The following is a 13,422-nucleotide window of genomic DNA, read 5'->3' on the forward strand; positions in this document are numbered from 1 at the left end:
TTTGAGATTGACAAAAGGTGGCAGCAATTTTATTAATAGGGCCACCAAAGTCAAAACCAATCATAGCTCCAACAATTGCTCCTAAAGAGGTTCTAGACATTCCTTGAATTGAGGAAAGGTGATGGTTAATTGACGCAACTGCTATAGCAAGTGGACTAGCTACGAATAAACCTATAAGTACACAAGGAATAATAGTTCCTATAATAGGATAAATTAGCGCTGTAAAGACTGACGCATATGGGTGTTTTATATAGATTTTTTTAAGTAGTAAAATGGTATTACCAACTAATAACCCACTAAGTATGCTACCTAAGAATCCACAGTTAAGTGATGCTGTTAAGTAGGTGGTAATAAAACCAGGGGCTAATCCAGGCTTACCAGCCATGCTATATGCTAAATATGCTCCAAAAACTGGAATGTAAAGCATCATTCCGATTTGTCCAACATTATATAATTGAAAAATTAAACCATCACTAGGATTAGGGATTCGATGACTACCAGTTAACATAATGGGGATGGCGGATAAGACACCACCAATAACGATAAATGGTAACATGTAACCCGTTGCTGTCATTAGACGTTTTAAAATAGATTTATAGATATTTTTTGAGTTAGGAAGCTTATTAGAATTAATATTATATGTGGTGGCTTTTGAAGTAAGTAATTGTTTTACTTCTTTTTCATTTCCATGAATTATAATATTTCTAAAGTTTTTATGCACCATTAAACGTGAAATATACGCAATAATGTTTAGGTGGAGGTTACTCTTTGTTTTTTCGGGGACTAAAATTAAAAAAATGAAATTAACATAATTATGATTATCCCAAAGTATTGGGTTAAGTAACTTTCCAACTAAAATTGTTGCTTGCTTTACGGCAGAAGAACGTGCATGCGGGAGACTAATACTATCACCGATGTAGGTGGGCAATTCTGATTCTCGAGCAAATATAGCTTTTTCAATATTTGCTTTGTCAGAAATAATATTGTGATTTAATAAATAGTCTGTAATGTTGGTAATAGCTTCTTTTTTAGTTTTGGCACCCATACTAAATAATGTTTCAATTCTGACATAATGATTTTGAATTTTTATCATAGTTGAGTCAACACCTTTCAACTATTGCAGCAGTAGCAGTTTTTCCATAAAATCATCAGGATCCTTAGAATTTACAAGCTCAGAAATTTTTTTATCATTCCGAATTAAAGAATAGAAGTACTTATATAATTTATCAATTTCGACTTCTACTTGATCATTTAAAGCCATATAAAATGCAATGTGAACACGATTTTCTCCCCACTTAATAGATTTTTTATTGATGAAGACACTAATTGTGGGGACATTTACAAAAGTTGGGTTACCATGAGGAATAGCAACATTACGTAATCCAGTAGATGATAGTTTTTCCCTATTTAGTGAAGCTTCTAACATTCCTTTGCGAACATAGTTGTTATTTTGCAGATTATCTACAATTTTTGTGATGACGTCACTCGGCGTCAAGTTATCCTCGTTAGCCATGATAATATTGTCTTTTTTTATTAACCTTAGGAAGACATTATTTCCATATTGCTCTCGTTTAATTCGATCAAATTCTTTTTCAAGAAATAGTTCATCACTTTTCGATAGTAATGGAGATACTTTTATAATATTTGTGTTAACGTTTTCTATTTCAATAGTACTAATGATCAAATCAAAGTTCAACTGTTGGTTTTTTACGAATTCATCTTCTGAGATAGTTTTGACTATTTCAATTCTATCACTATATTTTTGCTCAATTTCTTGTTTTAGCAAAACAGAGGAGCCATACCCTGATGAACAAATAATTAGAATACGAATTTTACTACTTGTTAGATTAACTTGTCGATGAATAAATGCTTCGAAGTGCAGTGTAATGAATCCCACCTCACTTTCAGTTATGCTTATGCTAAGTAACTCACCGAGGTTCTTGCTTAAAGCTAATGCATTATCGAAAGCAACAGGATATTTTCTCTTAATTTCATCTTTATAAGGATTATCCATATAAACATTTAGTTTATAGCGAGTAATTAGTTCGTAAAGATGGTTAGTTAAATTTTTGATTAAAATATCGTCATAGCGAGGAATGACTTTTTCAAGTATTTTCTTCAAATTACCTTTATTGATAACAATTTTATTGATTGTAATATCCCGTTTTAAATTTTTATTTTCTATAAAAATTAAGTCGTGATTAGTATATTCCAAAGCATCAGTAGTTATTGAAAGGTTAAACTCAGAAGATATCAAATAAATAAAGATACTAAGATTATCTGAACTATATTCATCGAACATGTTATTTTTAGGATATTGATTATATTGCTTAAAAAGAGCAATTTCAATGGCGGTGTGAATAATTAACAATTCATACATACGTCTTTCAATCAAGAGCCCTGTTAAATGAACAAAATTTTCAATGACATTGCTAATTCTAGTAAAAATCTCTTCAGGAAAAAGAGTAGGCATGTTCTTTGTAAAAGTATATTTATATCGCATTTTATTTTGAATAACATAAGCTTTTGATTTCAGGTGATTTTGTACATATTTAGTCAGTGCATCTTTAGTAATATTACTATTTGGGTCGACAGAAATACCTTTTTTTGAACTATAAATTTCTAAGTTGTAATTATTTTTTAAATATTCTATTTTTCTGATTAAAGTGGATTTACTAATGAATAGTTTATCAGCTAAATCGTCGAGTGAGATGGCATTATTAGTTTGAATTAGCATACTGAGGATTCTAGCAGTGATGTCTGTATTTACGACGTTCTCAGTAAGACTAGTTGTATGTTTTAAACGTTTAAGATCACCTTCGATATATATTCCTTTATTTCTTTTTCTAATTAAACTAAGATTTTTTGAGTTAAGATATACTTCAACATCATTAAGATATTTTGCAACAGTACGTTTTGATAAGCCAGTATACTCTTGGATATCGCTATAGTGTACTAATTTTTTTGTCAAAAGTAGGGCTATTATATCATTAATTACTTGCTTTTCTTTTTTTCTTATATTCATTATTCTACCCCCTCGTAATAAGTATACTTTATGACAATAATTATGTTCAAAGCCAATATATTAAACTAATTAAAAGTATACTTTTAAAGGGATAACCAGTATGTGGCGAGAAAAATTATTGTTGTCCCTATGGGTAATGATAGATTTTTTAGTAAACTTATTGTAATTAGTGCACTTAGATTTACCTTGATAAGTTTAAAGAAGTTTTTTAAAGGTATACCAACAAGAGATTGTAACCGCTTTAATAAAGGATATAATTAAAAGTGTAAATAAGAGAAATAACCAAAGACGTCTAAGTAATTTCTAAATTTACCTAATTATTGGTAAAAGAGGTGTGAAGTAAATGTCAGAAACAAAACCAGTATCTATTGAAACATATTTTGATTTGAATGTGAAAACAAAACAAGAAGCTATTTCAAAAATAGGAGCGTATCTTGCAGATAAAGGATTTGTAATTGATGTGGACGCATTTGTAGCAGATGTTTTTTCAAGGGAAGATGAATTACCTACGTATATTGGTCATAATATCGGTCTTCCACACTCGAAGAGTGACCATGTTAAAAATGCGGTTGTTGTGGTTGGAAGATTAAATAATCCAATCATTTGGAATAATGATAATCAAGTTGATTTAATTTTTTTAATTGCAGTTCCCAAGAAATCCGCAGGGGATTTACATCTTAAAATTTTAGCACAGTTGGCTAGATCATTAATGCATGAAGATTTTAGAAACGGTTTACGTAATTTAGATTCCGAGGAAGTTAAACAACTAATGTACGATAATACTGCGTTAGGTTCCGATACGGGGGGGAAATTATAATGGAAAATAAAAAGAAAACAGCCTGGTGGGCTACAGCACAAAAGCATTTAATGACAGCTACTGGATATATGATTCCTTTTGTGGTCGCTGGTGGTGTGATTTATGCAGTAGCTGTCATGTTAACAGGACAGGCAGCAGCACCAACTCCCAAGGATGGTTGGATTTATCAACTTAGTTTGGTAGGTTCAGCAGGTTTAGCATTGTATATTCCAGCTTTGGGTGGTTACTTTGCTTTTAGTTTAGCTGGACGGCCGGGAATTGCACCTGGTTTTATTACAGCGTACTTAGCTGTTCAAATTCACACAGGTTTTATTGGTGGGATTTTAGGTGGTTTAATTGCAGGTTTAACAGTCCAACAATTATTAAAGATTAAAATCTCTTCACATTACAAGGTTCTAGGATCTATTTTCCTTTATCCACTGGTGGGAACGTTGATTCCAAGTGCAATTATGCTATTTATTATTGGGCCAGTTGCTACATTTATGAATTGGATGACTACATCTTTAGCGTCCATGGGTGGAGCGGCTCGTGTTCCATTGGGTGCATTAATTGGTGGTATGTTAGGGGTTGACATGGGTGGCCCAATTAACAAGGTTGCTGCTACGTTCTGTCAAACTCAAGTTGAAAAACTTCCATTCTTGATGGGGATTATGGGACCTGCAGTTGCTACACCACCAATTGGTATGGGAATTGCTACACTATTATTCCGTAAAAAGTTTAGTGCTGAAGAACGTCAAACAGGCCTTGCTGCTATCTTAATGGGGTGTTGTGGTATTACAGAAGGGGCAATTCCATTTGCCACTTCTGATCCAGTACGTGTTATCCCAGCTAATACAATTGGTTCAATTGTTGCTGGTATGATTTCTGCTTACTTCGGTGTTGTGAGTCACGCTCCTTGGGGTGGTTTAATCACACTTCCAGTTGTCGGTGGCCGAATCTGGTATGTAGTTGCAGTTCTTGTAGGTTCACTTGTAACAGCTGCAATTGTTGGTTTCTGGAAGAAAGATTGGAAGGAAGAAGTTGAAGAATTAAGTGAAGACGATGACTTTGATCTTGATGTAGAAACATTTTAATTAAAGGGTTACGAGGAGGATTTTAATTATGAATATTGTAGGTATTACGTCTTGTCCTAGTGGGGTGGCTCATACTTATATGGCAGCCGAATCCTTGGAACAAGCTGCTAAAGCAAATGGTATTGGGGTAAAGATTGAAACTCAAGGTAGCTCCGGTCCAGAAAATGTGTTAACTGCAGAAGAAATTAAAAATGCAGACTTTGTTATTTTGACAAATGATACTGCTATCTCTGGTACAGAACGCTTTAAGGGTAAAAAAGTTATTCAATTAAGTGCGCAAAAGATTATCGCTAAATCAGATGCTTTAATGAAAAAACTATTAACAATGTAAATTTATAGGCTGAAATGTTTGAAATTTTGGAAGGAAGTAATAAAAATGACTGAATCAAATGCTATTTCATTACGTGCAACTGTGCAAAATATGTTGAAACTTCAAAAAGAAAAAAATCGCTACTCAACACTTGTAGGTATTGGACCAATGTCTCCTAATTTATTACAAGCTAGTTTTGAGTTAGCGCGTGATTATGATTTTCCACTAATGTTCATCGCTAGTCGTAACCAGGTAGACAAAGACGAGCTTGGTGGTGGTTATGTAAATGGCTGGAACCAACAAACATTTGCTAAAGATATAAAAGCAATTGCTGATAAAGTTAACTTTGATGGTTTGTACTATCTGTGTCGTGACCACGGTGGTCCATGGCAACGTGACGAAGAACGTAATGCTCACTTACCAGTGGAAGAAGCAATGAAGCTAGCTAAAGAATCATACTTAGCTGATATTGAAGCAGGCTTTGACCTTCTTATGATTGACCCAACTAAGGATCCATTCCAAATTGGTAAGGTTGTTGATTTAGATAAGGTTATCGATTGGACTGTAGAATTATTGGAATACTGTGAAACTGAACGTAAGAAGAGAAACTTGCCAGAAATTGCTTATGAAGTAGGTACTGAAGAAACAAATGGTGGTTTGACGTCAACTGATAAGTACGAATTTTTCATCCAACGCCTTCAAGAAGAATTAAATAAGCGTGATTTACCAATGCCAACATTTATTGTTGGTCAAACGGGTACACTTACTCGTTTAACTGAACAAGTAGGTCACTGGAATTATGCAAATGCGATTGATTTAGCTAAAATGGCAGCTAAGTATGGTGTTGGTTTGAAAGAACACAATGCAGATTATATGAATGATGAAACATTATTATTGCACAATCCTTCACACATTACAGCTTCTAACGTAGCACCTCAATATGGTACAGAAGAAACGAGAGCATATTTGAAGTTGGTTAAGGTTGAAGAACGGTTGGCTAAAGAAGGTTTAGTTAAAGAACCTTCTAAGTTGTACGATGTTCTTTTGGATAAAGCAATTCGTACAGAACGCTGGCGTAAGTGGATGGAAGGTGACGATGTTAATTTGAAAGTCGACGATATTTTAGCTAATGAAGAACTTTCACAACAAATTTTGGACATTTCTGGTCACTATGCATTTAACGACGATGAAGTGAAGGCAGAAATTAAGAAGTTATTTGCTAATTTAAATGCAAATAGCATTGATGCTCAAAGATTTGTCGTGGAACACATCAAGCGTCCAATCTTACAATATGTAATTGACTTAAACTTAACAGGATTAACTACAGACGTTAAAAATATTTAATAGCATAGGCTAAGTAACGGCGAAAGTAGTTACTTAGTTATGCTTTAAGGAGTGGCTTTCTGTGAAAAAGTATATATTTTGGGATCTTGATGACACACTATACGATCAAGAGTTACCTTTTGTGAATGCTTTTAAAACTAGTTTTCCTGAGATAAAAGTTTCCAATTGGGATAAATTATATAAGTTATTTAGGCAAAAATCAGACGAAGTGTTTCCACTATTTCCTAATACCCAAGAAAATATTGAAAATATGTGGCTTGCTAGGATGCAGTTGACGCTTAAAGATATGGAGTATTTTGCTTCTAATACTCAAATTTTAAGTTTTCAAGAAGTTTATAATGAAAACCTAAAATCTATTCACTTATTTACTGGTGTTGAAGAGTTGCTAAAAATATTAATAAGTAAAAACACTTTTCTGGGTATAATTACCAACGGCAATTTAAAGCACCAAACAAATAAGATGAAAGCATTACAAATTTTAAATTATATTCCTGAGGATAGAATCTTTATTTCGTCAGAATTAGGAATCAGTAAGCCGGACCCAAAGATTTTCCAAGTAGTTGCAGGTAAGTTAGATATATCTACGAGTGATATCATTTACATCGGTGATAACTATCTTAATGATGTGTATGCTGCAAAAAAAGCGGGTTGTGAGTCAATCTGGTTTAACCATCGTAGCCATAATATATCGGATATGTCGATAGAACCTGATTTAGAGATATCTACTTTTGATAAAATTGATAAAATTTTAGAATTTATAAAAACTAAGTGAGGCAAAGTAAAATGAAATTCTTTTTAGATACAGCAAATACAGATGATATTCGTAAATATGCAGAGTTAGGACTAGTTGATGGGGTTACAACAAACCCAACCTTGATTTCTAGAGAAGGTCGTGACTTTGAAACTGTTGTTAAGGAAATCACAACAATTGTAAGTGGTCCAGTTTCAGCAGAAGTTACAGCTACAAAAGCTGATGAAATGATTGAACAAGCTCGGAGTGTCGCTAAGTGGGCTGATAACATTGTTGTGAAAATTCCAATGACTGAAGAAGGTTTAAAGGCTGTACGCGTAGTTAGTCAAGAAGGTATTAAGACTAATGTAACTTTGATTTTTTCCGTAGCTCAGGGTTTGTTGGCTGCTAAGGCAGGTGCAACATACATTTCACCATTCTTAGGTCGTTTAGATGATATTGGATCTAATGGGGTTCAATTAATTAAGAACCTGCGCAAGGTACTTGACAACTACGACTTTGATACTGAAATTATTTCAGCTAGTGTTCGTGGCGTACAGCATGTAGAAGAAGTTGCTTTAGCTGGTTCTGACATTGCAACAATACCAGCAAGTGTCTTTGGTAAAATGTTTAAGCACCCATTGACTGATAATGGTCTAGCTAGCTTTATGAAAGATTGGGCTGAATTTGAAGAAAATCAAAAAAAATAAGAAGGTGAGAACATGTTTGATAAAGTTGATCAATTAGGTGTAAATACAATCCGCACTCTTTCAATTGACGCGATTCAAAAAGCTAATTCAGGTCACCCAGGTTTACCAATGGGTGCAGCACCGATGGCTTATGTTTTATGGACACGCCATATGAATATTAATCCAAGTACACATCTGACTTGGAAAAATCGTGACCGCTTTATTTTATCAGCTGGGCACGGATCGGCCTTATTATACAGTATGTTGCACCTTTCAGGTTATGATGTAACGATTGAAGATTTGAAGCAGTTTAGACAATGGGGTTCCAAGACTCCAGGTCATCCAGAGTATGGTCACACTGATGGTGTGGAAGCAACAACAGGACCATTGGGACAAGGTGTTTCGATGGCTGTCGGGATGGCAATGGCAGAACAACATTTGGCTGCTAAGTATAATAAACCAGGTTATCCAGTAATTGACCACTACACCTACACACTTGTAGGTGATGGTGACCTAATGGAAGGTGTCTCACATGAAGCTGCTTCCTTAGCGGGTCACCTAAAGTTAGGCAAGTTGATTGTTTTATATGATTCTAACGGTATTTCATTAGACGGACCTACCTCAGCTGCATTTACTGAAAATGTAGGCGCTCGTTTCCAGGCTTATGGGTGGGAACACATCTGTGTAGAGGATGGAAATGATTTAGCCGCAATTGATGCAGCCATTAAGTTGGCTAAGAAGAACACCTCTAAACCGTCATTAATTGAAGTTAAGACAACAATTGGATATGGGGCTGAAAAACAAGGAACTAACAGTGTTCACGGGAATCCTTTAGGTGAAGATGGTGTTAAGTTTGCTAAAAAATCTTACGGATGGGACTACCCTGAATTTACTGTACCAGCAGAAGTGGCACAACGCTTTAAAGAAGAAATCCAAGATAAAGGTAAAAAATTAGAAAAACAATGGGATGCAATGTTTGCTGCATACCAAAAAGAATACCCAGAACTTGCACAAAAACTTTCCGACGGTTTCTCAAGCAAAGAATTAGGTACTCTTCAAGATATTTTACCACAATATGATGAAAATGATAGTATTGCCACCAGATCAGCTAGCGAAAAAGCTATTAATGCATTAGCACCAAAATTACCTCAATTATGGGGTGGGGCAGCTGATTTATCGAGTTCCAATAAAACAATGATAGCTGGCGAAGCAAACTTTCAACCAGGTTCATACGAAGGTCGTAATTTGTGGTTTGGTGTTCGTGAATTCGGAATGGCATGCGCTATGAATGGTATTATGCTACATGGTGGTACCAGAGTATACGGAGGAACATTTTTCGTATTTAGCGATTACTTAAAAACAGCAATTCGGTTATCTGCTTTACAAAAGCAACCTGTAATTTATGTGTTAACTCACGATTCCGTTGCAGTTGGTGAAGATGGACCAACCCACGAACCAATTGAACAGTTAGCGGGTTTACGGGCAATTCCAAATGTGCAAGTTTTACGTCCGGCAGATGGAACTGAAACTTCAGCAGCTTGGGAAGTAGCTTTGAATACACTCGACAAGCCAACGTTACTTGTTTTGAGTCGTCAAAACCTTAAGACGCTACCATTACCTCAAAGTGATGTATTTAAAGGTGTTGATAAAGGCGGTTATGTTGTTGCACAATCAAGTAAAAAAATCGCTGATGGTATCTTAATCGCTACTGGATCAGAAGTTAATTTAGCGCTAAGTGCCCGTGAAGAACTCTTAACTAAAGGACAAGACGTTTCGGTTGTATCTCTTCCAAGTTTAGAAAGATTTGAACAACAAGATGACAAATACAAAAATTCAGTCCTTCCTCCAGAAGTAACAAAGAGAGTTACAATCGAAGCAGCATCGACCTTTGGCTGGGCTAAATATGCGGGTAGTGTCGGATTAACTTTAGGTATTGATGACTTTGGAGCATCTGCCCCCGGGAATTTGGTGCTTGATAAGTGTGGTATGAATACTGAAAATGTGGTTAATAGCTTCTTAGGTTTATAATTAGATGCTATTACACTGAGCCTAACGATTAAGAAATTAATCGTTAGGCTTTTTTATATAAAGTGAGGTGGGAATATTATGACCAAAAAACTTGCACTTGTTATACACAAGGATATAGTTGATGAATCAAAGCTAAAATATGATAATTTGGAGTTAATTTCAGTACAGAAGTTTAGAGAATTTCTATATGATTTTGAAGGATTTAAAGATTTAGAAAAGAAAGCGCAATTAGATGATAAGTCACTAATCTTATCTTATCAAAAGCTTGAAGAAGCAATGCTAAAAGGTAAGAAATTATTATTTTCGATTTTTGAAAATAATAAATTTGAGGGCGAATTATTTCAAAATAGTCTTGAAGAATTAGTTGAAAAATACCATTATGATTTATTAAAATTAAAGGTGTCTTCGGTAGCGGTGAGTGATAAATATGCTCATCCAGGCTATTTTAAGGATAGTTACAGTCGACGCGATGCTTCATGTAGTGTCGTTTTAAAGCAAGCTATTAGTAATGAGGATTTAGTAATATTAAGTAATTTTCTAGGAGGACAAACTTATGAGTGAAATTAAGCTAATTGCCATTGATATCGATGGGACTCTGGTTAATTCGAAGAAAGAGTTAACTGAAGGGGTTAAAGTGGCAATTAAAGAAGCGAAAAATCAAGGAATTAAGGTGGTAATTTGTACCGGACGGCCTCTTCCTGGAGTAACTAAACTTTTGAAAGAATTAGAACTAGATAATCAAGATGATCAATATGTGGTTTGTTTTGGCGGGAATGTGGTTGAAACAACGTCAGGTAAGCCATTATATCAAAATGGAATTTCCTATGAAGACTTTGTTGATTTAGAGTCGATTGCTCGTAAGAAAAATCTTCACTTCCAAGTGATTAGTCCAGATAGAATCTATACTAGCAACAAGGATATCGGCTACTATACCTTATATGAAGCTAATCTTGTTTCTATGGGAATTTCTTATCGAACGCCAGAAGAAATGAAAGATATTCCAATGGTAAAAGGGATGTTTATTGATGAACCGGAAATTTTAGACCCAGCGATTGCTGACCGGACATATTTTGCGCCATTAGAAGACCGCTTGGAATTTACTAAAACAGCTGCTTTTTATTATGAGGCATATACCAAGGGGGTTAATAAAGGAACTGCTTTAGATAAGTTGTGTGATATTTTGGGATTAACAGCTGATAATGTAATGGCTATCGGAGATGAAGAAAACGATATTCCAATGTTAGAATTCGCCAAAACAGCTGTTGCGATGGAAAATGCCGTACCTGCTGTGAAAGAAGTCGTGAATGAATTGACGGCTGACAATGATCATGACGGGGTAGCGAAGGCAATCAAACGTCTTGCGCTAAAATAAAGAGAGGGGCGATTTTATGAAGTTAGCACCATCAATTTTAAGTGCAGATTTTGCTAATTTAGCAACAGAGATTGGAAAAGTAGCTGATGCTGAGTATATTCACATTGACATAATGGACGGACATTTTGTGGATAATCTAACCTTTGGGGCTAATGTTGTTAAGGCTCTGCGTCCATACTCTAAACAAGTTTTTGATTGCCATTTAATGGTAACCAATCCAGAAAATATGCTAGACGTTTTAAAACAAGCAGGAGCGGACATTGTCGGAGTTCACTATGAAGCGTGTCCACACTTACATAGGACTTTAGTGAAGATTAAAGAGCTGGGTATGAAGGCGGAAGTTGTTATTAACCCAGCAACTCCAGTAAGTGTAATCGAACCAGTTTTAGCGATAGTTGATCAAGTGTTAGTCATGACAGTTGACCCAGGTTTAGGCGGACAAGTATTCTTGCAAGAAACATTATCAAAAATTAGTCAACTTGCAAAATACAAGCACCAACATGCCCTAAACTTTGAAATTGAAGTTGATGGGGGAATTAACGACCAAACTATTCAACTAGCTAAGAAAGCTGGCGCAACCGTGGCGGTAGCGGGATCCTATGTATTTAGGGTAGAGAACCCAGTTGAACGGCTAAACGCTTTACGCATAGGTGCAGCGGAGAGAAGATAACTAGTTTTTCTGATTAACGACTAGCGAAGATGTTATTTGGACGGATTTAGTGCTTACTAAAGTGAACTTTACGAATAATATAACGACAAATTTTTAACCTTGTCGTTATATTGCACCGTAGTACAAAGTTTACTGGTAAATGTTGAAATCACACGTTTTTCGGGTGTTAATTGGCATACAAATTATGCATCAAAATAGACTTTTTTAAACGATATAACGACAAGTTTTTTACTTTGTCGTTATATTTTAAAATGTCGTCGTTATATTTAAAAAGGTTGCTTCAGGGATCCTGGTGAAGTGCAACAAAAAAGTTAGACAAAAACAAAATATATTTTAAGCAGCTAAGACATGGGTCCGGTAATCAACTGGGCTCATGTTTTTTGTTTTGTTCGAAATTCGGTCGTTATTATACCAATTGATATACTTTCTGAAGAGCCATGTGAACTCAGCTATGTCCTTACAGCTCTTGATTTCAGGTAGCGATTCGATTTTGAAAAGGTGAAAAAACTCTCCATAGGGGCATTATCTAAACAATTTCCCTTGCGGGACATACTTTGGGTTAGACCCAATGAATCAATCTTTTCACGATAGTAGTCCAATTGATAGTGCCAACCTTGGTCAGAGTGAATAATGGGATTAACACCTTCAGGAAGTTTGTCTTCAAGTTGTTTTAACGTGTCCGTAATCAGCAGTTTATTTGGACTTTGGCTGATAGAAGCAGCTAAAACCTTAGCCTGGTCCAAGATGATTGACATATAGGCCCAAGTAGAATTACCTAAACGTATCTGTGAAACGTCAGTATGAAGGACGGTGTAGGGATTAGTGGCATCAAATGTTTGATTCAGTAGGTTTCGAGCCACCTTACCAATTGTACCTTTGTAAGAAGAATATCGGTCATTCTTAGGTCGATTGTACATCGCCAGTTGGACGCCTAATTCGCTCATTAAGCGACATAAGGTCGCTTCAGCCATATGGTAACCCGCCTCTTGGAGGAGTGGCAGTATACGGCGGTAGCCGTATGTGTAATTTCCCATCCACTTGCCTTTTTCCGCTATTCACGCTCTATCTTAACTTGCCGGAGTTCTTGTTTCAACGCCTCCATTTCGTCGTTTTCCTTCTTCAATATTTTACGGGCATTCTTCTTACTTATCTTTGACATCTTACTTGGCCTACCTTTCTTCTTCGGTTTCAAGGCCTCTAGTCCACCATCCCTAAATAAATAACTTGAACCATATAGATACCTGAGAACACAAGAGATTATAGGAAGAGGCAACTTCAGACATTGAAAAATCATTATTTAGGTAGTAGTTTATCACATAGAGCTTGAAATCAACAGAAAATTCACGCCTAGAATGTCGTAAATT

The 13,422-nt window shown here is 35.5% G+C and carries 14 protein-coding genes; 10 read left to right on the plus strand and 4 right to left on the minus strand.

Annotated features, from left to right (window positions below; all coding sequences use genetic code 11):
• On the minus strand, nucleotides 1–1,114 hold a 1,114-nt coding region (locus JCM10991_RS14670; RefSeq protein WP_162149519.1), incomplete at its 3' end, for a PTS sugar transporter subunit IIA.
• Nucleotides 1,115–3,025 (minus strand): BglG family transcription antiterminator, encoded by a 1,911-nt coding sequence (locus JCM10991_RS09830; protein ID WP_025021361.1) that lies wholly within the window; start codon nucleotides 3,023–3,025, stop codon nucleotides 1,115–1,117. It abuts the gene before it with no gap.
• Between the two features lie 343 nt (nucleotides 3,026–3,368).
• Here JCM10991_RS09830 and JCM10991_RS09835 point away from each other — a divergent pair, with 343 nt between their 5' ends.
• The 10 genes from JCM10991_RS09835 (at nucleotide 3,369) to rpe (ending at nucleotide 12,058) form a co-directional block, all read left to right on the plus strand.
• A complete protein-coding gene (locus JCM10991_RS09835) occupies nucleotides 3,369–3,842 on the plus strand; it encodes a PTS sugar transporter subunit IIA (RefSeq protein WP_025021362.1) in 474 nt (157 codons plus the stop codon).
• Nucleotides 3,842–4,915 (plus strand): fructose-specific PTS transporter subunit EIIC, encoded by a 1,074-nt coding sequence (locus JCM10991_RS09840; RefSeq protein ID WP_025021363.1) that lies wholly within the window; start codon nucleotides 3,842–3,844, stop codon nucleotides 4,913–4,915. The genes JCM10991_RS09835 and JCM10991_RS09840 overlap by 1 nt, the downstream gene beginning before the upstream one ends.
• Nucleotides 4,916–4,943: 28 nt before the next feature.
• Nucleotides 4,944–5,246, plus strand: coding sequence for a PTS fructose-like transporter subunit IIB (locus JCM10991_RS09845; RefSeq protein ID WP_025021364.1), 303 nt, complete (start codon nucleotides 4,944–4,946; stop codon nucleotides 5,244–5,246).
• Nucleotides 5,247–5,291: 45 nt separating this feature from the next.
• Nucleotides 5,292–6,569 (plus strand): class II D-tagatose-bisphosphate aldolase non-catalytic subunit, encoded by a 1,278-nt coding sequence (locus JCM10991_RS09850; protein ID WP_025021365.1) that lies wholly within the window; start codon nucleotides 5,292–5,294, stop codon nucleotides 6,567–6,569.
• 61 nt (nucleotides 6,570–6,630) lie between these two features.
• Nucleotides 6,631–7,341 carry an HAD family hydrolase gene (locus tag JCM10991_RS09855; RefSeq protein ID WP_025021366.1) on the plus strand — a complete coding sequence of 237 codons (711 nt, stop codon included), beginning with the start codon at nucleotides 6,631–6,633 and terminating at the stop codon, nucleotides 7,339–7,341.
• 11 nt (nucleotides 7,342–7,352) lie between these two features.
• On the plus strand, nucleotides 7,353–8,009 hold the full coding sequence (fsa, locus tag JCM10991_RS09860; RefSeq protein WP_025021367.1) for a fructose-6-phosphate aldolase: 657 nt from the start codon (nucleotides 7,353–7,355) through the stop codon (nucleotides 8,007–8,009).
• 12 nt (nucleotides 8,010–8,021) lie between these two features.
• Nucleotides 8,022–10,016 carry a transketolase gene (gene tkt, locus JCM10991_RS09865; RefSeq protein WP_025021368.1) on the plus strand — a complete coding sequence of 665 codons (1,995 nt, stop codon included), beginning with the start codon at nucleotides 8,022–8,024 and terminating at the stop codon, nucleotides 10,014–10,016.
• Between the two features lie 78 nt (nucleotides 10,017–10,094).
• On the plus strand, nucleotides 10,095–10,577 hold the full coding sequence (locus JCM10991_RS09870) for a hypothetical protein (RefSeq protein WP_025021369.1): 483 nt from the start codon (nucleotides 10,095–10,097) through the stop codon (nucleotides 10,575–10,577).
• The gene (gene yidA / locus JCM10991_RS09875) at nucleotides 10,570–11,388 is read left to right on the plus strand and encodes a sugar-phosphatase (protein WP_025021370.1); all 819 of its coding nucleotides are present in this window, start codon (nucleotides 10,570–10,572) and stop codon (nucleotides 11,386–11,388) included. The genes JCM10991_RS09870 and yidA overlap by 8 nt, the downstream gene beginning before the upstream one ends.
• 16 nt (nucleotides 11,389–11,404) lie before the next feature.
• Nucleotides 11,405–12,058: a ribulose-phosphate 3-epimerase gene (gene rpe, locus JCM10991_RS09880; RefSeq protein ID WP_025021371.1), complete on the plus strand. Its 654-nt coding sequence runs from the start codon at nucleotides 11,405–11,407 to the stop codon at nucleotides 12,056–12,058.
• Between the two features lie 333 nt (nucleotides 12,059–12,391).
• Here rpe and JCM10991_RS16455 read toward each other — a convergent pair whose 3' ends face one another.
• Both JCM10991_RS16455 and JCM10991_RS13650 read right to left on the minus strand, forming a co-directional pair.
• Nucleotides 12,392–12,547 carry an IS3 family transposase gene (locus JCM10991_RS16455; protein ID WP_155889643.1) on the minus strand — a complete coding sequence of 52 codons (156 nt, stop codon included), beginning with the start codon at nucleotides 12,545–12,547 and terminating at the stop codon, nucleotides 12,392–12,394.
• Entirely contained in the window at nucleotides 12,508–13,092 is a 585-nt protein-coding gene (locus JCM10991_RS13650; RefSeq protein ID WP_155889642.1) for an IS3 family transposase, read from the minus strand. Before JCM10991_RS13650 ends, JCM10991_RS16455 begins: the two co-directional genes overlap by 40 nt.
• Nucleotides 13,093–13,422: the final 330 nt, after the last annotated feature.

Source organism: Ligilactobacillus equi DSM 15833 = JCM 10991, from assembly GCF_000615765.1.
Lineage (GTDB): Bacteria > Bacillota > Bacilli > Lactobacillales > Lactobacillaceae > Ligilactobacillus > Ligilactobacillus equi.